Origin of the sequence: Eudoraea adriatica DSM 19308 (genome assembly GCF_000382125.1) — a bacterium.
GTDB classification, from domain to species: Bacteria; Bacteroidota; Bacteroidia; order Flavobacteriales; family Flavobacteriaceae; genus Eudoraea; species Eudoraea adriatica.
Genome location: NZ_KB907547.1, coordinates 314,764 through 335,133, shown reverse-complemented (window position 1 = coordinate 335,133; position 20,370 = coordinate 314,764). Strand labels below are relative to the sequence as shown.

Sequence of the window (20,370 nt, the reverse complement as noted above, 5' to 3'; positions counted from 1 at the left end):
ATTTAATTCAGCCATAAATAGATACAAATAATAGCGAGCACTACTGCTCCAGCTATAAATGCAAAAGCATAATCCTGAACTTTGCCAGACTGTATACCTTTAATTTTTTCAGATGTGTTAACGGTTTGATTTCCTATGCCAACCATGGTCCCATCAACATATTTTTTATCAAATTTTGCTGCACCACGGGCAATACCATTAAAAAGTATTCTCTTTGTAACGAACAGGTATAATTCATCAAAATAAAATTTATGATAGGCCCAGGTGTAAAAGGCTCCAAAACCCTTTGCAAATTTGTCTGCGAGTTTGCTTTCCTTTTTATAGAATATCCAGGAAAGAACAATTCCAAGCAAGCCCGCAAAAACTGCAACTGCTGCTAATGGTAAATTGAGATGCGTTTCAAACCCCGATTTATCCGGGCTTATAAATTCACTAAATGGTATAAATCCACCAAAAATGCTCAATAATGCCAGTATCAGAAGAGGCGCGGTCATAGATCCGGGGGATTCATGTGGCTTTTCTTTATAATTACCTTCTTTGCCCCAGAATATCCCAAAGTAAATTCTAAAAATGTAAAATGCTGTCAGTCCCGCAACGAATAAACCAACTACATAAAGGAAAAGGCTATGTTCAAAGGCTGCGACTAGTATCTCATCCTTACTCCAAAATCCTGCTAAGGGAGGTACGCCAGCGATTGCAAGGGCCGCTATCAAAAATGTAATATTGGTTATGGGCATATATTTTCGCAGCCCCCCCATGTCTTTAAGGTAATTACTGTGAATAGCATGAATTACAGAACCTGCGCATAAAAACAACAAGGCCTTGAACATGGCATGTGTAAACAGGTGAAACATTGACGACATAAAGCCCAGACCATCATGGCCATCATATCCTGAAACACCTAGTGCGAGCATCATATAGCCTAATTGGGACATGGTTGAAAAGGCCAATACTCTTTTGATGTCTGTTTGGGTAATGGCGATTACAGCGGCAAAAAGAGCTGTAAAGGCACCAATAAAAGCCACAATATTCAAGGCAAAGCCATCTTCTATAAAATAATACATCGGGAAAAGGCGAGCCACCAGGTATACACCGGCAACAACCATGGTTGCCGCATGGATTAATGCCGAAACCGGAGTTGGCCCTTCCATCGCATCCGGTAACCAGATATGCAGTGGAAACATGGCTGATTTGCCAGCCCCTCCAATAAAGATCAAAATCAATGCCCAGGTTAGTGCAGATAACCCCATAAAGGAGGTAGCCGCCCAATTTAATATACTGTTTCCTTCCGGGTTGTTCAAAGTTTCAAAATCATATGTGCCAGTATAGTATCCTATTATCAGAATACCAATAAGAAAACCGAGATCAGCAAAACGCGTTACAACAAAGGCTTTTTTAGCAGCGGCAACAGCAGATTCCTTTGTGTAGTAATAACCTATTAATAAATAAGAGGATACTCCTACCAATTCCCAGAAAATGTAGATCTGGAATAAATTGGTTGCCAAAACAAGGCCATACATGGAAAATGTGAAGAGCGACAGAAATGCAAAATATTTGGTGTAACCCGGATCGCCCTTCATATATCCCCTGCTATAAATATGAACCATTAAGGATATAACTGAAACTACGATCAGCATCATTACTGCAATAGGATCTAATAGTATCCCCATATCAATTCTCAGGCTATCCGTAAAGTTCATCCAAACTGTTTTTTCTACAATGGTCTTATAAACCCCTTCTGTTTTTCCGATTGCTATAAAGTACCTATAGGCTGTATACAATGCTAAACCAGTGGAGAAAAGCAAACCTAAAACACCGATATATCCCGAGACTGCAGGTTTAATTTTTTTATAAAAAAGCCCGAGGACCAAAAACACCAAAAGAGGTATTAAGGGAATTAAAATGACGAGGTTCAGATTCATACCAGTTTGTATTAGTATTTCATAGTTTCAATTTCCTTCACTTCCACCGAGCTAATTTGCCTGTACAGGTTAATAATAATAGAAACCGCCAGAGCCGTTTCCGCAGCCGCAACGGCAATAATGAAAATTGAAAAATAAACTCCCTGAAGGGCTTCAGGGAATAAATATTTATTGATGATCACAAAATTTACTACTGATGCATTTAGAATTAATTCAACAGAAATTAAAATTGAGATCAGATTGGTTCTTGTTATAAAGCCATACACTCCTATAAAAAACAGTATTGAAGTTATGGTAAGGATTTCATATATGCTTACTCCTGGTATCATTGTGATTGGTTATTGTTCTCGGTTAATTTTTTTCCTTTGGCAATTACAATAGCTCCTATCATTGCTGCCAATAGGAGTACACTAATTACTTCGAATGGTAAAATAAAGCCACCTGCGGTATAGCTTAGTAAACCGGCTCCTATTTCTGCCGTTGTGGTGGTTATAGAGTTATTGATTACTTCAAAATCATAAGAGTAAATAGCAGTTAAAAATACGGCAAGTCCGATTAAGCAGGCAATGGCTGTCACTATCTTTTTAGAGGCTTTGGCCATTTCTAACTCCATTTCAATATGATGTACCAGCAACACTGAAAATATAATAAGCACAACAATTCCACCGGCGTAGACCGTGAGTTGAATTGCAGCAAGAAAATTGTAATCTATTAAAAAGAATATCCCGGCAATGCTGATTAAAACAAAAGAAAGATAAATCACCGAACGAAGCATTTTTCTGCTTGTTACTGAAGCTATGCCAAATGCGATGATCACTGCTGCCAGGCAATAAAAAATAATTTTCTCCATATTTAATCTTCTACACCGGCCTGTAATTTGGACCCCGGTTCGTTTAAAACTCTAGTTAAGGCAGTTCTGTCGTAAACAGAATTTTCAAAATTCTGACCCCATTTAATAGCATCTGTAGGGCAGACATCTATACAAAGTCCGCACATGGTGCACATGCTCAAATGATATACGAACTTGTCTATTTTTTTCTTTTTTTTACCTGTGTTTTCCTCAATACCTCTATCCCAAATGATTTCAATAGTTCCATTTGGACATGCGATTTCACATTTTTGACAGCCCGTGCATCTATGTTCATTATTTTCATTGTGTGGCATAATGACCTCTCCGCGAAAACGATCGAACATTTTAAGTGTTTCTCTGTTATCCGGATACTGTTGTGTAATAGCACCTTTCTTTGAGGTTATAAAATACTTTCCGGTAACACTCATGCCGGTGAGCAAGGATTTTATGCCTTTATATATATCTGAAAAGTAGCTCATAATATTAAAAACTAATGGTTAAATTATGCCAAACCAGCAAGGCCATAATTACAATATTTGCAAGGTTTAGGGGTAATAAATACTTCCATTCCAATGTAAGCAGTTGATCTATTCTTAGCCTTGGGAATGTCCACCGAAACCACATCATCAAAAAGACAAGAATAAGGGCTTTAAGCAAAAACCAAAATACGCCCAACATCGGAATAGATTCTGTAATTCCGAAAGGAGAGAGCCAGGCCCCAAAAAAAACGGTGGTTGCAATGGCTGCAATAATGAACATATTAATAAATTCCGCCAAAAAGAAGTAGGCAAACTTCATTCCTGAGTATTCCGTATGGAATCCGGCACCTAGTTCTGATTCGGCCTCAACCATATCAAAAGGAGCCCTGTTTGTCTCAGCTGTTCCTGCAATCATATATATCATGAAGGCTATTATAGCAGGGATATGGCCCTGAACTATCAGCCAGCCCGATTTTTGAACTTCCACAATCTCCGAAAGTTGTAAGCTTCCTGTTATTAAAACCATGGTTAGCAGCGACAGACCAATAGATAGTTCATAACTAATGGTTTGCACCCCACTTCGCATTGCGCCGATCATCGCAAATTTATTGTTTGAACTCCATCCTCCTAACAAAATTCCAATAACTCCAATAGAAGAAACTGCAATCAGAAAAAAGATTCCAATATTAATGTCGAATGCCTGAAATTCCTGTGTAAAAGGAAAGACACTCAATGCCATTAGGGAAGAAATTATAACAAAATACGGAGCTAAATTATATAGGAATTTATCTGCCTTAGCCGTGCCGGTTAATTCTTTGGAAAGCAGCTTTATAGCATCTGCCATTGTCTGTAACAAACCTTGAAAACCAACGCGATTAGGACCTATTCTCAATTGAAACCAGGCAGCAACCCGTCTTTCTAGTAGTACGAGAAACAAACCAGCAATTGCAAAAACTCCGAGATAAACAAGGGCTATCAATACCATCTCAGCATACATAGCTGCCGTCTCGGGCATAATGCTATAGAGCCAGTCGTGTATATTTTTTGTGATACTTAAAGCAATGGTCATATCATAATTTTATCTGTCTATATCGGGTATTACAAGATCAAGTGTTGCCATTGAAGCTACAAGGTCACCTATTTTACCTCCAACAGCAATATGATTTAGCAAAGAGAGGTTTGAAAATCCGGGAGATCTGAATTTCAAGCGATAGGGACTTTTTAATCCAGTACTTATTACATAGACACCTAATTCACCTCTGGCTGTTTCAACTTTTTGATAATATTCTCCCTTTGGTAATTTTATTACTGCGTTGGTTGCTACCCTGTATTCTCCTTCAGGTATGTTGTCTATTAATTGCTCAACAATTGCCAAGGATTCCCACATCTCCTGAATTCTTACCAAATAGCGGGCATAGGTATCGCCTTCCGTTCTCAGCGCCTCGTTAAAAGTTACCTTGTCCAGTGCACTGTAGGGATGGTGTATTCTTACATCACACGAATAGCCGGATGCCCTGCCCACAGGGCCGGAAGCTCCAAAGGATATCGCATCTTCTTTGCTGAGGATGCCTACCCCTTTCGTTCTTTTCTGAAAAATAATATTGTTTGTTAAAAGGCGATCGTATTCCGGTAGTTTGGTTTTAAAATGCGCAATAAAGTCTTTTACGCGTTTTACAAAATTAGGATGGATATCAAACATCAACCCGCCAGGCACATTATAATTCATAGTGAGGCGTGCTCCGCAGGTTTCCTCAAATATGTCATTTAGGAGTTCTCTGTCTCTAAAGCCATAAAAATAAGTGGTTAAGGCACCAACATCCATACCCATTACACCCCACCACAGGCAATGCGAAGATATTCTGGTAAGTTCTCCAATAATAGTCCTGATTACTTTGACCCGCTCAGGTATTTCCAGTTGCAGGGCATTTTCCACTGTAAGGCAAACGGCTTCATTGTTGATGTTGGCCGACAAATAATCCATTCTATCCGTTAAGTGAACTATTTGCTGATAACTATCTCGTTCACACATTTTTTCAATGGAACGATGAATATAACCCAGATCCGGTTCAACTTTTTTTATAATTTCACCATCTATCGTAAGCAAAAGCCTTAGAACGCCATGGGTAGCAGGGTGCTGCGGCCCCATGTTTATAAAATATTCCTCAGATTTAAAGTTACTATCGAGGGTGACTGTCTCCATAACCGATTATTTGATAATCATATTAATGTTGTCTTCATAATCTTTCCGCAAAGGGAAACCATCCCAATCATCTGTTAAGAAAAGGCGTTTTAGGTTAGGATGATTAGTAAATTCTATTCCAAAAAAATCAAACACCTCACGTTCGTGAAACTCAGCTGTTGCCCAAATATCGCAGACTGAGTCCAAAGCAGGATTTTCTCTTTCTGCCGTTTGAGTTTTTACAACAAGGCTGTGCCTGAAGACTGTAGATTCCAAATGGTAAACAACACCCAGCTCTTCCCCCCAATCTACGCCAGTTAAGCAAAACAAATAATCAAAACTTGTCTGTTCATCATGTTTTAATTTGAACAGGATGGCATGCAATTCTTCTTTTGGAACCGTTACATTCAGGTATTGGGATCCTTCTTCAGAAAACATCAAATCAGGACTCCAACTGCCTATTAACCCCTGTAATTCCTCGTTCTTCATCTTTTTTTATTATATGCCTTCATCAAAACCCTCAATTGGGTTTGTTTTATGTTTCATATTTTCTGTCCTTATTTTATCCTGTAGCATAAGCATACCTTCCAATAGGGCTTCAGGCCTGGGAGGACACCCCGGCACATATACATCAACAGGAATAACATGGTCTGCTCCTTTTACTACCGAATAGGTATTGTAAAAAAATGGACCTCCGGAAATAGCGCAGGCTCCCATTGCAATAACATATCTTGGTTCAGCCATCTGATCATATAGGCGTCGTAGAACCGGCGCCATTTTGTTTACTATTGTTCCTGCTATTATGATCAAATCAGCCTGCCTGGGTGAAGGTCTGGCTACTTCAAATCCAAACCTGGAATAATCATGTCGGGCTGCACCGGTCTGCATCATTTCAATAGCGCAACAACTCGTTCCAAAATAGAGGGACCAAAGAGAATTAGATCTTCCCCAGTTTATTATTTTATCCAGGGATGTTACAATAACATTGGCACCGTTTCCTGCCGGAATAACTTTTCCCGGAAAGTCTTCCGGAACTTCACCAGGTTGGCCCGTTGGTCCGTTTTTCTGATCTATTCCCATCTTAATGCCCCTTTTTTCCATGCGTACAATAGGCCTAAACCTAAAATGACCAGGAAGATTAATATTTCAATAAATGCAATTGCACCAATATCTTTAAATACTACAGCCCAGGGTACCAAAAAGGCAACTTCAACATCAAAAATCAAAAATAAAATAGCAAATAAATAGTACCCCACCTTAAACTGAACCCATGTTGGTCCAATAGTGGTCATCCCACTCTCATAAGGTTCCCTTTTCTGGGGGTTATCTGACTTGTGTGAAATTAAATTTGATAAAAAATTAGCCCCTGCAACCAGGACAATTCCAGCAAGAAAAAATACAATGATGGCTTCTGAACCCATACGCTAATTTATATTATTTAACCTCATAAGTTTCACCGGAGAAGAACAGATCATCTGTCTTCGTAAAGTTGGAACCAGCTTTAACCCTGGCCGTTAATTCATCAACACGTTCCTCGAAAGTAATATCGGGAAAACTCCTGATGATACCGGTTACCAGCGGATATTCTGATCTTACCAGCATTTGATGCAAGGTAGGGTCTTTTTCTTCCGCATCATGAACAAGCAGATCCGATTCGGTAATTCCATTTTCTCCAAGGGTTACTACTTCTAATTTTAACCCATTTAAGATCAAACCTTTGTCTCTTTCTTTGCCAAATATCATGGGTTTTCCATGTTCAACAAATAATTGTTTGTCTTCTCTTACGGCCTTATCTGTATATTCTGAGAAGCATCCATCATTAAAAATCGGACAATTTTGAAGGATTTCTATCAGTGAGGTACCCTTAAATTTTTCCGATTTAATAAAAATGTCTGTCATTTCTTTTGGGGTGTTTCCCCCAATTCTTGCAAAAAAACGAGCATGCGCCCCAATAGCCAACTCACCGGGTAAAAATGGCGGTTGCGTATTGCCATAGGGAGATGATTTGGTCTTTTGACCAACTAATGAAGTTGGGGAAAACTGTCCTTTGGTTAGTCCGTAGATCTCATTATTGAACAAAACGATATTCAAATCAAGATTTCGTCTTAAAACATGAATAAAATGATTGCCGCCTATAGCCATTGAATCGCCATCACCGGTTATTACCCATACGCTGAGTTCAGGGTTGGCAAGTTTAACACCTGAAGCTATTGCCGGGGCTCTTCCATGGATACTGTGCATTCCATATGTATTCATATAATATGGAAAACGGGAAGAACATCCTATTCCGGAAATAAATACTACATCTTCTTTTTTAAGTCCCATTTCGGGAAGTGCTTTTTGCATGGAACGCAGAATGACATAGTCATCACAACCCGGGCACCACCTTACTTCCTGATCACTCGCAAAATCTTTAAATGTATATTTCTTAGTTGCTGTTGTATCCATTTCTATTTCATTATTTTTTTAAATTCCTCTATTAGTTCTGAATTGCCAAAAGGTAATCCCTGAACTTTGTTGTACTGCAAAAATTCAATGCCATGAAAATTTGCTCTTAATACTGAGGCAAACTGTCCTGTATTTAGTTCACAAACTATGATTCGCTTAAATCTTTTTAGGACTTCCCCTGTATTCTTTGGCAAAGGATTAATATAATTAAAATGCGCGAGACCAATAGATGAATAGCCATCATGCCTGATTTCTTTTACGGAAGAATAAAGGGAGCCATAGGTGCCACCCCATCCTATTACTAGTAAATCACCTTCGTCGGTAAATTCGGTTTTAAGTTCCGGAATATAATTTTCAACCAGTTTCACCTTTTTAGCACGAATGTTGGTCATATACTCATGATTTTCAGGAACATAGGATACCTGACCGGTCACTTTATCTTTTTCAAGACCCCCCACTCTATGTTCCAATCCAAATGTTCCGGGAATAGCCCAGTCCCGTGCCAGGGTTGCTTCATCCCGGTCATATGGATTCCATGTATCGGCGGCTTTTTTTATTATCCTGGGTTTTATATCGGGCATTTCGGATACGGTTTTTATTTTCCATGGTGCAGATCCATTGGCGATATAACCGTCTGTGAGCAATATAACCGGGGTCATATGTTCTATTGCCAGTTTTGCTGCTTCATAGGCATAATTAAAGCAATTGGCCGGGGTACTGGCAGCGATAATAATCACGGGGCTTTCACCATTTCTGCCATATAGCGCCTGAAGTAAATCTGACTGTTCTGTTTTAGTAGGCAGACCTGTAGATGGCCCACCCCTTTGAACATCAACAACAACCAATGGCAATTCCAGTATCATTGCGAGGCCCAGGGCTTCTCCCTTTAAAGCCAAACCCGGTCCTGAAGTGGTAGTGATGGCTAAATCACCGGCAAAGGCTGCGCCAATTGCAGAGGTGATACCGGCTATTTCATCCTCGGCCTGTAAAGCTTTAACGCCAAAATGTTTGTGTTTAACCAGTTCATGGAGAATATCTGAGGCCGGGGTAATGGGATATGAACCCAAAAATAGTTCCAGACCTGATTTTTCCGCAGCGGCTAAAAACCCCCAGGCAGTGGCGGTATTACCCATGACTATTCTGTAGGTGCCCGCAGGCATTTTGGCAGGGGCAACGGTATAAGAATTAGGAATCAACTCCAGGGTTTCTGCAAAGAAAAAACCAGCATTTAAAACCTTTGTGTTTGCTTCAATTAATTCTGGTTTTGACTTAAATTTTTTATTGAAAAAATCTATCGTATGCTCCGTAGACCTGTTATACATCCAATATACCATTCCCAGCGCAAACATATTTTTGCTTCTGGTTATACTTTTATTATCTAATCCCTCAACATCTTTGAGTGCTTCTTTTGTAAGGGATGTCATGCTTACCTCTATTACGTGATAATTCTCCAAACTACCATCTTCCAAAGGGTTAGACTCATATTGGGCTTTTTCCAAATTCTTTTTGGTGAAAGCATCGGTATCCACAATTACCGTGTGGCCCGGTTTAAGGGCATGCAGGTTAGTTTTGAGACCGGCTGGATTCATGGCAACCAAAAGGTCTACATTTTCACCAGGGGTACTTACTTCAACGCTGCCAATATGTACCTGGAAACCCGACACGCCATAAAGGCTACCTTGCGGGGCCCTGATTTCTGCAGGGTAATTAGGAAATGTGGCTATATCATTACCAAACATTGCAGAAGTGTCAGAAAACTGTGTTCCGGTTAATTGCATACCATCGCCCGAATCACCTACAAATCTTACTATCACCGCTTCCAGTGTTTCTTTAGGTTGTTTTGTTTTTGTAGCAATCATGGATATGTGTTTATTTTTTACTTATTTTTATATTAAATGTCGTTTGATAAAAATATTGGAGCCAAATATAAATTGGAGGTTTATAAAGAAATATGACTTTTATCATTAGACAGATATTTGTAGTACATTAAATTTACGCACAATTATTTCAAAAACATATAATTATGGCTATTATCATAACAGATGAATGCATTAACTGTGATGCTTGCGTTTCAGAATGCCCGAATAATGCAATATATGAACCGGATCAGGAGTGGTCATATTCAGATGAGACCTCTTTAAGTGGTATGGTAACAACTCCGGCAGGAATTGAAGTTGATGCCGATGCTGAAAATGAACCGGTTTCTGATGAATTCTATTTTATAGTTACCGATAAATGTACAGAGTGTAAAGGTTTTCATGATGAACCTCAATGCGCTTCTGTCTGTCCGGTAGACTGTTGTGTGCCTGATGAGGACCACGTTGAAACTGAGGAAGAATTATTGGCAAAAAAAGTCTGGATGCACGGCGAATAAACTCAGAACTACTAAAAAGACTACAAAGATGCGCCCGATTGAATGTCAATCGGGCGTTTTTATTCAGAAGGTTTTTTATAAATTATTTTAAATAGCTCCTGCCTTTTTCTATTCAGGAATTACGTTCTGTTCTCTGCTTCATCCGGGACATAAATACCTGACATTTGTCATAGTATGACTGCAGTAATGGCTCTAAATTTATCAAAATTTAAAACTTTTACACTTGCAGTTCCTGGAATAAGAAATCTTTAAATAGACCTTAATATTTATAAACTGCCAGTTTCTCTAATCATAAAATAGTCATGAAGAAAAATTTTCCGAAATTAATTTGCGATGCGAACGAGGCGGTTGCACGAGTTGCTCACAAAACGAATGAAGTATGTGCAATCTATCCCATCACCCCCGCTTCGCCAATGGGGGAGCATGTAGACGTATTTAGTTCTAAAGGGCAAAAAAATATTTGGGGAAATGTACCCCGCATTGTTGAAATGCAAAGTGAAGGAGGCGCTTCCGGAGCCGTTCATGGATCTCTCCAGGCAGGTGCATTGACTACTACATTTACAGCCTCTCAGGGATTGCTATTAATGATCCCTAACATGTATAAAATTGCAGGGGAATTGTTGCCTTCTGTCATACATGTTGCTGCCAGAACCGTAGCGACTCATGCGCTGTCTATTTTTGGAGATCACTCGGATGTAATGGCTACAAGACAAACCGGTTTTTCCATGCTGTTTGGCGGGTCTGTCCAGGAAGCAATGGACTTTGCATTAATTTCACAGGTAGCCGCCTTACACTCAAGGGTTCCTTTCTTAAATATATTTGACGGATTCAGGACTTCCCATGAAATTTCCAAGATTGATGCAATTCCTGATGACGTCATTAAAGCTATGATGCCCGATGATAAAATCATGGAACATAAAAAAAGATCCTTAGATCCGGATCATCCGGTTATCAGGGGGACATCTCAAAACCCTGATGTTTTCTTCCAGGCCAGAGAGGCATCAAATCCATATTATGAAAAGGTTCCGGGAATTGTACAGGAAGTTATGGATGATTTTTACAAACATACAGGGAGAAGATACAGCTTATTTTATTATTTAGGTCATCCCGAGGCAGAGCGGGTTGTGGTAATTATGGGATCTGGCCAGGGGGCAGTGCGCGAAGCCGTAGAAGCCATGGCAAATAAGGATGAGAAAGTTGGGGTGGTATTTGTCCGATTATACAGGCCATTTTCTGTTTCTCATTTTATCCAAAGCCTTCCGGCATCCGTCAAAAAAATTGCCGTTTTGGACAGAACTAAAGAACCGGGAAGCACGGGCGAACCATTGTATCAGGATGTAATTACCGCCCTTGTAGAGAGCCACAGAAATATAGATGTTATAGGAGGCCGGTACGGTTTGTCTTCTAAAGAATTTACACCTCAAATGGTAAAAGGAGTATTCGATGAGCTGGCCAAAGAGAAACCGAAAAATCATTTTACAGTAGGAATAAATGACGATATTTCTCATACCAGCCTGGAATCTGACCCTGCTTTTAAAGTAAAAAGGACAACCATAAATTGCATGTTCTATGGTCTCGGATCTGATGGTACTGTCGGAGCAAATAAAAACTCCATCAAAATAATAGGAGATACGACAGAAAACTATGTTCAGGGATATTTTGTATACGACTCCAAAAAGGCCGGTGCGCAAACCATTTCGCATTTGCGTTTTGGCCCCGAACCAATTTACTCTTCCTACTTAATTGACAAAGCGGATTTTATAGCCAGTCATCAATTCAATTTCATTGAAAGGTATGACATGATTGCCGATTTAAAACAAGGTGGCACATTCCTTTTAAATTCTCCGTTTTCGAAAGAGGAAATTTGGGACAAACTGCCTAAAAAAATGCAGGAAGGTATTATCGAAAAGGAGGCCAAATTTTATGTGGTGGATGCTACAAAAGTGGCCCATGAAGCCAATCTTGGTAAAAGGACTAATACTGTTTTGCAAACCTGCTTCTTTGCAATATCAGGGATCCTTCCTAAAGATGAGGCCATTCAGAAAATTAAGGATGCTATAGTTAAATCCTATGCTCACAAAGGGGATGCGGTAGTAGAGATGAATTTTAATGCTGTTGACAAATCACTTGAGAATTTATATCAGGTAGATTATCCGAAAAATGTGAGCAGCGAGAGAGGATTGCTTTCCGCAATGACCGACGCCCCCGATGGCTTTGTCAAGGAGGTACTTGAGAAAATACTGGGAGGGCATGGAGATGAATTGCCCGTTAGTGCATTTCCGGTTGATGGTACCTTCCCTACCGGTACTACCCAATATGAGAAAAGCGGGATCGCTAACTTCATCCCCATTTGGGATGATGAAGTACTTTGTACACAATGTAATAAATGTGTAGCTATCTGTCCGCATGCTGCAATCAGAGCTAAAGTTGTTCCGAATGAAGTTATGGCAGATGCTCCGGGTAGCTTAAAATCAATTCCTGCCAAAGGAAGGCCATTTTCAGCAGAAACGGAATCGTACGTTTTACAGGTTTCCCCTGAAGATTGCACGGGCTGCGACCTTTGTGTTGCCGTTTGTCCTGCCGAAAGCAAGGAAATCGAGAATTTTAAAGCCATTAACATGCGGAAGAAACTCGATTTTGACGCTGTGGAAAATGTAAACTGGGATTATTTCATCAACCTTCCCGACTATGACAGATCTGCCCTACAAATAACCAATGTCAAAGGCTCCCAGTTTTTAGAGCCGTTATTCGAATTTTCAGGAGCTTGTTCCGGTTGTGGTGAAACGCCATATATTAAAATGCTTACCCAGTTATATGGCGATAGCATAATCATTGCCAATGCAACAGGTTGTTCCTCAATATATGGGGGTAATTTGCCAACAACACCATATAAAACCAACAAAGATGGAAGAGGTCCTGCCTGGGCAAATTCACTGTTTGAAGACAATGCGGAATTTGGATTTGGAATGAAGCTTGCTTTAACCAAGAAACAGGAAATTGCAGTTAACCTTCTAGAACAGCTTAAAAATGTGGTTGGGGAAGAATTAACTGAAACTATTCTTGCCAATCCGGAAGAAACAGAAGAACAGCGAAGCCGGAAATTTGATGATATCGACAAACTTAAGGAAATATTGGCCGGAGTAAAAGACAATCCCGAAGCTAAAAAATTAAGTCAGCTTACAGAGTACCTGCGCAAGAAGGGAGTCTGGATTCTTGGTGGTGATGGCTGGGCCTATGATATTGGCTATGGAGGGGTTGATCATGTTTTGGCTTCGGGCGAAGATGTGAATATTATGGTACTGGATACTGAAGTATATTCCAATACAGGAGGTCAGACCTCTAAAGCAACGCCATTAGGCGCTAGTGCTAAGTTTTCCGTATCCGGAAAGCGAACCGGCAAAAAAAGTCTGGCACTACAGGCTATATCCTATGAGAATGTATATGTAGCTCAGGTGGCAATGGGGGCAAAGGACCTTCAAACCCTTAAAGCTATTGAAGAAGCCGCAGCATATCCAGGGCCATCTCTAATTGTTGCATATTCGCACTGTGGTGAACATGGATATGATTTAAAAGATGGGGCTACGCAACAACAAAAAGCCGTTGAAACGGGCTATTGGCCTCTGTTCAGATTTGATCCTTCTAAGCCTAAGGGAAAAAAATTCAAATTAGATTCTAAGGAACCTACTAAGCCGTTAAGTGATTTTATGTATAACGAAACCCGTTTTACCAGGGTTGTAAAAGAAGACGCGGCATTAGGCGAGAAACTCTTAAAACAAGCTCAGGAGGAAGTAGAAACAAGATGGGAACGACTGGAACTTTTTAGAAATATGTAATTCTGTTTTTCAGAATTCAGGATTAGATAAAAGGTTTTTAATAAAGCTAACTTTAAATCAATATTAGCTATGGAAGATAAGGCAAAAAGACTTTATGAAACCGCTATTCAAAAACTGAAAGAAGCCAATGATGAATTGTGCAGACCTGCGGAAGATGTTGTTTCTTTTATGGTTTGTCAGAACTCTCATATTGCGATAGAGAATTACCTAAAGGGCTTTTTGATTGAAAATGGTATCGAGCCGGAGGCAAGTGCATCTGTTGATTCTCTGTATGAACAATGCAAAGCCGTGAATAGAAATTTTGAAAAAGTAAATTTATCTGGCTTTGAATGCGAAGCACATCAATTAGATTCAAGATTTTGCAATGGTGTAACCAATGTGAGCAGATGTTATGACATTGCAGATAGCCTGGATACCTTTTTAAGGGAAGAAAAAATCATTAAATAAAAGTCTTTTTTACTGCTTTTGATAAATAGAAGGCATGCTTGGGACAAATTTTAGGTATGTTCGTCCTATTGCCCTTGGTTATACCTCAAATTCTTCTTTATTTGGATATATAAACCTTTAATATTCAATTAAGATGAAAAAATTAATTACGATTTTGGTATTGGCTTTTTTCACTACCATTGCCTTCGGGCAGGATGAAAAACCACTTTTCCTAATTTTTGAGTTTATGCACGTAGATGAAGGCCAGTGGGCTAATTACGAAGATACGGAAGAATTTTGGGAAAAAGTTCATGTGCAAAGAGTTAAAAATGGAGATTGCATTGGTTGGGATCTTTGGCGCCTTGAGCCAAGCGGACAGGAGCAGGGCTCTCAGTTTATGACAGTAAGTCTGTACAATGACCCCGTGAAGATGATGGAAGGCGGCGATTTCAATAAGGCCTGGACAGGTGCTTATCCAAATTTAACGGAGGCAGAAAGTAACGAAAAAATGGCGATGACCGCAAAAAGCCGGGATCTCACACATAGGGTATTTCTCCGGCAAATTGATATAACCAAAGATGATTTTGATATGCCTATCGGGACATTGGCTGTTATCAACTTTATGAAGGCAAAACCGGGGCAATCAGCAGCCTATGAGAAAATGGAATCCGAAGTCTTTAAACCAATGCACCAAAAGGATGTAGAATCAGGTGGCCGGGCAAGCTGGGGCATGTTGAGGAATATGCTTGGTTATGCAACTGATGCCTATGCAACCCATATTGTGTTTGATATGTACACAGGTTATGATCAGTTCTTTAACGGAGGCAATAATACGCCATTAACTGCGGCACAGCAAAAAGCCATGCAGGATATAGCCAACATTCGGGATCTTAAGTCACTGACTCACGCCACTTTGATAAGAAAAGTGCGGTAAACAAATAAATTAAACATTAATTGATTCAAATCCTCCCATACTTTCGGGAGGATTTTTTTAATTAGACCCAAATATTTCTTAGAAATCGAATAAAATTCTCGTGCATTATATTTTCAATATCTCCGGCAGTATAACCTCTGCTTTTGAGTAAGCCCGGCAGTTTTTGAAGATCGGCAATAGTATCTAAATCAGACGGGCTTTGTTCCCTTCCAAATCCACCATCGAGATCTGTGCCGATTCCCACATGCAAAGCGTCTCCTGCCAATTGGCAGATATGGTCTATATGATCTGCCATCGTTTCCAGGGTTACCCCCATGGCCTCAGGGGTAGATTTACCACGCACCCAGCCCGGAACCATCATCCATGCATCCAGGGCAACACCAATTACGGCATCTCTTTTAAATAATTCAACAAACTGTTCATCAGTGAATTGCCTTGTATGGTCTACAAGAGCCCTGCAGTTATTATGACTGGCCCATAGTGGGCCCTGGTAGGCATTCATTGTTTCCCAGAAGCTCTGATCGCATAAATGGGTAGTATCAAGAATAATATTTAGTCGCGCTATCTCTTTCAAGAGCTCCTTACCTTTATAGCCAATGCCCCCAATAGAATTTGTGCCATGTGCATAGGTTCCGGGACCATAATGCGCCGGTCCAATGGCGCGAAGCCCCTGCTCATAGGTTTTTTCCAGATGTGCTATAGTAATTATAGAATCGGCTCCCTCAAGGCTTAAAATATATCCAATGGGTTTTTTTTCCTTAACGGAGGAACTCCAAAGTTCCAGGTGTTTGTCTAATTCCTGAAGGTTGGTAATCTGATACATTTCTCCAAGGGCTTCCATTGTCCTGTACCAGGCAAGCTGGCCCTGAGTTTGTGCCCATGCCTGTTGCGGAGAATTCCATCCGGGAAGCTGATTCCCTCTTTTTACATATCTTGCGATTTGAGTGGCCATGCAAAGCCCAACATTGCCTTTTCGCATTGCGTTAAGGGAAACTGTATTTTTACCCCTGTCTGGTTTATCTGTCAATCCGTTCTCATTCGCCCGAATATCCTCAACAGACCAGCGCAGGTCCCGGTTCCATTCCATAGCATTCATTGCTAAATCCAGATGTGCATCAAAAATAAACATAGGTATTTTTTTAGATTTGCATTTGATGATCTCTTGCGGCAATTTTCCATGCCCCGCTGATCTTACCTTTCTCAACAGTCAGTACTTTAGAATATTTAGCCACTGTAGGGCAAATATGCATAGGAATGGCATAAAAGACATCACCAATTTTCAGGTTTTCACTTTTAGCATAACGAAGCACCAGATGTTCTTCGCTTTGCCCAATTTGTTCCGCATCTTCCAATCCAAAGATCTTAACCCTAGGAAAATCCATTTCAGGAGCTATAGCTTTATGCCCCAAATCCAAACAGACAATTCCTTCTTTTGGTTTGCTGATAATTCGGGTTAGCAATACAGCTGCCGGCAAAAATGGCATATCACTAAATGAAGTTCCATATCTTTCATCCCAAAGCAATGTAGTTCCCGGACTGGTCTCTACATTTTCCCTTTTGGCATGTATTGGAAATGAAGGCGATCCGCCCATAACTAATGTTTTCACTTCCACTCCTGAAGCTTCTATTTTATGTTTAAGGTTTGTAACTAACTTAAAGGCTGCATCGCAAGCTTTTTTTCTCCGAACTATATCTGTATCCCTTATATGACCGTCATAGGCATGGAGTCCGCACGGAATCAAATCAGGATTTTGAGCAATCCTGGTAAATAATTCCACTGCGGTGTCATTAGGCTCTATTCCAGTTCTGTTCATGCCGGTGTTGAGGTCCAGGAATAATCGTACGGTTGTATTCTTGGAGGCAGCGATATTGGATATAAGGTCAATAGAATGTTTATTGTCCACAATACTAGAAAATTGTGAATTGGGATAGGTGGCCATAAGTTTAAAAAACCTGTTTAAATTGGCCCCAACGGGTTGCATGGCCAGCAGTATATCCCGGGCGCCACATTTAGCCAGGAGTTCTGCTTCTGCAATGGTAGCGCATTTAAATTTTTGAATACCATGCTCCATTTGCATCTCAATTATCTCTGCGGTCTTATGGGTTTTTATATGCGGGCGTAGCCTGTTGACATCCCCAATGATTTTAATCATTAATCTGATGTTTTCTTCAATTCTATCTGGGTATACCAACAATGAGGGAGAAACAATTTCTTCCGGAGTATCAATTTCGTACCAATTTTTGTCTGCCATTTTGTAACTGATTAATGCAGTTGAAACATAGCTTCAATTTCAACAGGGATGTTTCCGGGCAGCATCATACCCACAGCACTTCTCACGCCAACACCATTTTCATTTCCAAAGACATCCGCCATCAACTCGCTAAAACCATTAATAACTAAAGGGTGTTGCCCAAAATCTGGAGTAGAATTTACCATACCCAGTACCTTCACTACCCGCTTAATGCGGTCTATATCTCCAAAATGAGTTTGTATTGTAGAGAGCATTGTCAAGCCTACTTGCTCGGCCGCCAGTTTACCCTGGCCGAGGTTAAGATCTTCTCCAACCCTGCCTGTCATTAATGTTCCATCAGATTGCATAGGACCCTGTCCTGATACATAAAGAAAATTGTCTATTACAAGGACTGGTTTATACAGTCCTGCTGGCGGAGGAGGGGGAGGTAATTTTAATCCCAAAGTTTCTATTCGTTGTGAAGGTAAATTGTTCATATCCATGTTTTTTATATAAATGTGTTTAAGATTAATACACCAATAAGTCCCATAACGCCAACAGTGGTTTCCATAACGGTCCAGGTTCTGAGAGTATCTCTGACAGACAGGTTAAAATATTCCTTAAACAACCAGAAACCCCCATCGTTAACATGAGATAACATTAAACTTCCAGATCCAATTGCGAGGACCATTAGTTCTGCATTTACACCGGGGTTTGAAACCATCGGTAATACTATTCCTGCAGCTGTTAAGCCGGCTACTGTGGCAGATCCCACACAAACCCTAATGATGGTAGCTATGAACCATGCCAATAATAAAGGAGAAATTGTTGACCCCCGGAGCATACCAGCAATATAATCACTTACACCACTATCTACTAAAACCTGTTTCAAGGCACCTGCGCCTGCTATTATGAGCAATACCATTGTAATTCCTGAAATTGAACTGCTTACAGAGCCCATGATTTCAGGCATTTTCTTGCCACGCGCCAGCCCCAGTGTATAGATGGCAACTAATACAGCAATAAGCATGGCTATTACAGGGTTGCCAAGAAAATATATAATTGGATTAAAATAAAAATCTTCCGGTAAAAATAGGTCGGCCAGGGTAGCGGAAGCAATAAGAATTATAGGTAATAATGCTGTGAAGATGCTTATTCCCAAACCGGGCATTTCATGATCTTCGAGTATTCTCGGATTAATAAATTCCTTCAATGGTGTAGCCTTGATATTTTTAATTGTTCGTGAAAATAAGGGGCCTGCAACAATTATAGCAGGAATTGCCACTATTATACCATAAACCAGGGTTTTTCCTAGGTCTGCGTTAAACATCACGGTAATGGCAGTTGGAGCAGGATGCGGAGGGAGGTAACCATGCGTTACCGATAATGAAGCCAACATGGGTAGGCCAACATAAAGCAAAGGAAGTCCCGTGGCCGCAGCCACAGTAAAAACAAGGGGTATTAGAATAACAAAACCTACCGAATAAAACATTGGAATACCTACAATAAACCCTGTTAGTACTACAGCCCATTGAATGTATTTTAAACCAAACTTACTTACCAGCTTTGAAGTTATGCGTTGCGCTGCTCCGCTATCGGCTACTAATTTTCCAAGCATTGCACCAAAGCCTAAGATCATTATAAGAAAACCAAGGGTATTGCCTATTCCATTCTGAATAGATTCAATGACACTTTCCAGTTTCATACCTTCTGCAATGCCAACAAATAACGAGACGATTATGAAGGTTATAAATGCGTTGAGCTTAAATTTTACAATCAGGATAAAGAGAAGTATGATCCCTAGAATTACTATAAGAAGAGGCATATGAGTAGTTGGTTCTGATCTTTGAAATCTAAATATACTATTTCAAAAAGGAATTTGATGCGTTAAGCGAAAACAAAAATAAGGGGCCTTTTTGGCCCCTGTATGTTTTAACTTTTGGTTTCCGGCGAAATATATTTGTATATCAGGCCTGCTAAAATGGCACCAACTATGGGTGCTACCCAAAAAAGCCACAACTGGCCAATAGCCCAGTCGCCTGCAAATAAGGCCTGGCTGGTACTTCTTGCCGGATTCACTGAAGTATTTGTAACCGGGATGCTAATAAGGTGTATCAGTGTAAGCCCTAGTCCAATGGCAATACCTGCCATTCCTTTTGGAGCTTTGGAATGAGTAGCTCCAAGAATAATGAAGAGGAACATAAAAGTCATAACCACTTCTGTAATAAGGGCAGCTAACATGCTATAACCTCCCGGGGAATGTTCCCCATAACCATTGCTGGCAAATCCCCCAATTTCAAATCCGGCTTTACCGGTGGCAATGAGATACAATATCCCGGCTCCAGCAATGCCCCCCAATACCTGGGCAATAATGTAAGGCACCAATTCTTTGCTCTCAAAACGCCCGCCTATCCATAACCCAATAGATACTGCGGGATTGAGATGGCATCCCGAAATATGCCCTATGGCGTAAACCATTGTCAATACTGTAAGCCCAAAGGCCAGTGAAACTCCCGCGAAACCAATTCCAAGTTCCGGATAGGCGGCGGCCAGGACAGCACTCCCGCAGCCACCCAGCACCAGCCATAGGGTGCCGATAAATTCTGCTAATAATTTTTTCATTTTTATGTTTTGTTGGTTATTAAAAAGTTTATACAAGATAAACATTTTTGCCAAAGTCTTCATTTAAGTAAC

Annotated in this window: 20 protein-coding genes; 4 read left to right on the top strand and 16 right to left on the bottom strand. The window is 40.3% G+C overall.

Translation table 11 applies throughout. The features are described from left to right. Positions 1–2 precede the first annotated feature (2 nt). Genes nuoL through G504_RS0105040 form a run of 11 tightly spaced genes read right to left on the bottom strand, consistent with a single transcriptional unit; the run spans position 3 to position 9,737 of the window. Positions 3–1,922 (bottom strand): NADH-quinone oxidoreductase subunit L, encoded by a 1,920-nt coding sequence (gene nuoL / locus G504_RS0105090; protein ID WP_019669066.1) that lies wholly within the window; start codon positions 1,920–1,922, stop codon positions 3–5. A gap of 11 nt (positions 1,923–1,933) precedes the next feature. Next, positions 1,934–2,251 carry an NADH-quinone oxidoreductase subunit NuoK gene (gene nuoK, locus G504_RS0105085; RefSeq protein ID WP_019669065.1) on the bottom strand — a complete coding sequence of 106 codons (318 nt, stop codon included), beginning with the start codon at positions 2,249–2,251 and terminating at the stop codon, positions 1,934–1,936. Next, a complete protein-coding gene (locus G504_RS0105080; RefSeq protein ID WP_019669064.1) occupies positions 2,248–2,772 on the bottom strand; it encodes an NADH-quinone oxidoreductase subunit J family protein in 525 nt (174 codons plus the stop codon). The genes nuoK and G504_RS0105080 overlap by 4 nt, the downstream gene beginning before the upstream one ends. 2 nt (positions 2,773–2,774) lie before the next feature. Continuing rightward, the gene (locus tag G504_RS0105075) at positions 2,775–3,251 is read right to left on the bottom strand and encodes a 4Fe-4S binding protein (protein WP_019669063.1); all 477 of its coding nucleotides are present in this window, start codon (positions 3,249–3,251) and stop codon (positions 2,775–2,777) included. 4 nt (positions 3,252–3,255) lie between these two features. After that, positions 3,256–4,320: an NADH-quinone oxidoreductase subunit NuoH gene (gene nuoH / locus G504_RS0105070; protein ID WP_019669062.1), complete on the bottom strand. Its 1,065-nt coding sequence runs from the start codon at positions 4,318–4,320 to the stop codon at positions 3,256–3,258. A 9-nt stretch (positions 4,321–4,329) separates the two neighbouring features. Next, positions 4,330–5,451, bottom strand: coding sequence for an NADH-quinone oxidoreductase subunit D (locus tag G504_RS0105065; protein ID WP_026348408.1), 1,122 nt, complete (start codon positions 5,449–5,451; stop codon positions 4,330–4,332). A 6-nt stretch (positions 5,452–5,457) separates the two neighbouring features. Next, positions 5,458–5,919: an NADH-quinone oxidoreductase subunit C gene (locus tag G504_RS0105060; protein WP_019669060.1), complete on the bottom strand. Its 462-nt coding sequence runs from the start codon at positions 5,917–5,919 to the stop codon at positions 5,458–5,460. Between the two features lie 9 nt (positions 5,920–5,928). After that, entirely contained in the window at positions 5,929–6,531 is a 603-nt protein-coding gene (locus G504_RS0105055) for an NADH-quinone oxidoreductase subunit B (protein ID WP_019669059.1), read from the bottom strand. Further along, on the bottom strand, positions 6,501–6,851 hold the full coding sequence (locus tag G504_RS0105050) for an NADH-quinone oxidoreductase subunit A (RefSeq protein ID WP_019669058.1): 351 nt from the start codon (positions 6,849–6,851) through the stop codon (positions 6,501–6,503). The genes G504_RS0105055 and G504_RS0105050 overlap by 31 nt, the downstream gene beginning before the upstream one ends. 13 nt (positions 6,852–6,864) lie before the next feature. After that, entirely contained in the window at positions 6,865–7,878 is a 1,014-nt protein-coding gene (locus tag G504_RS0105045) for a 2-oxoacid:ferredoxin oxidoreductase subunit beta (RefSeq protein WP_019669057.1), read from the bottom strand. A gap of 2 nt (positions 7,879–7,880) precedes the next feature. Then, complete coding sequence (locus G504_RS0105040; RefSeq protein WP_019669056.1) at positions 7,881–9,737, bottom strand: 2-oxoacid:acceptor oxidoreductase subunit alpha; 1,857 nt, start codon at positions 9,735–9,737, stop codon at positions 7,881–7,883. Positions 9,738–9,901: 164 nt separating this feature from the next. Between G504_RS0105040 and G504_RS0105035 the strand changes: the two genes are divergently transcribed. The 4 genes from G504_RS0105035 to G504_RS0105020 all read left to right on the top strand — a co-directional run bounded on the left by G504_RS0105035 (position 9,902) and on the right by G504_RS0105020 (position 15,445). Continuing rightward, positions 9,902–10,252 carry a 4Fe-4S binding protein gene (locus G504_RS0105035; RefSeq protein ID WP_019669055.1) on the top strand — a complete coding sequence of 117 codons (351 nt, stop codon included), beginning with the start codon at positions 9,902–9,904 and terminating at the stop codon, positions 10,250–10,252. 302 nt (positions 10,253–10,554) lie between these two features. Continuing rightward, entirely contained in the window at positions 10,555–14,085 is a 3,531-nt protein-coding gene (nifJ, locus tag G504_RS0105030; RefSeq protein WP_019669054.1) for a pyruvate:ferredoxin (flavodoxin) oxidoreductase, read from the top strand. Between the two features lie 69 nt (positions 14,086–14,154). Continuing rightward, complete coding sequence (locus G504_RS0105025; RefSeq protein ID WP_019669053.1) at positions 14,155–14,532, top strand: HEPN domain-containing protein; 378 nt, start codon at positions 14,155–14,157, stop codon at positions 14,530–14,532. A 133-nt stretch (positions 14,533–14,665) separates the two neighbouring features. Continuing rightward, positions 14,666–15,445 carry a hypothetical protein gene (locus G504_RS0105020; protein ID WP_019669052.1) on the top strand — a complete coding sequence of 260 codons (780 nt, stop codon included), beginning with the start codon at positions 14,666–14,668 and terminating at the stop codon, positions 15,443–15,445. Positions 15,446–15,506: 61 nt separating this feature from the next. On the opposite strand, the gene G504_RS0105015 is transcribed toward G504_RS0105020, so the two are convergent. From G504_RS0105015 to aqpZ, 5 genes are all read right to left on the bottom strand, one after another. Next, entirely contained in the window at positions 15,507–16,574 is a 1,068-nt protein-coding gene (locus G504_RS0105015; RefSeq protein ID WP_026348406.1) for a dipeptidase, read from the bottom strand. Positions 16,575–16,584: 10 nt separating this feature from the next. After that, complete coding sequence (locus tag G504_RS0105010) at positions 16,585–17,697, bottom strand: D-TA family PLP-dependent enzyme (RefSeq protein WP_019669050.1); 1,113 nt, start codon at positions 17,695–17,697, stop codon at positions 16,585–16,587. A gap of 11 nt (positions 17,698–17,708) precedes the next feature. After that, complete coding sequence (locus G504_RS0105005; RefSeq protein ID WP_026348405.1) at positions 17,709–18,173, bottom strand: RidA family protein; 465 nt, start codon at positions 18,171–18,173, stop codon at positions 17,709–17,711. A gap of 11 nt (positions 18,174–18,184) precedes the next feature. Next, positions 18,185–19,501, bottom strand: coding sequence for a gluconate:H+ symporter (locus tag G504_RS0105000; RefSeq protein WP_019669048.1), 1,317 nt, complete (start codon positions 19,499–19,501; stop codon positions 18,185–18,187). Positions 19,502–19,608: 107 nt separating this feature from the next. Continuing rightward, positions 19,609–20,298, bottom strand: coding sequence for an aquaporin Z (aqpZ, locus tag G504_RS0104995; RefSeq protein WP_026348404.1), 690 nt, complete (start codon positions 20,296–20,298; stop codon positions 19,609–19,611). Positions 20,299–20,370 lie beyond the last annotated feature (72 nt).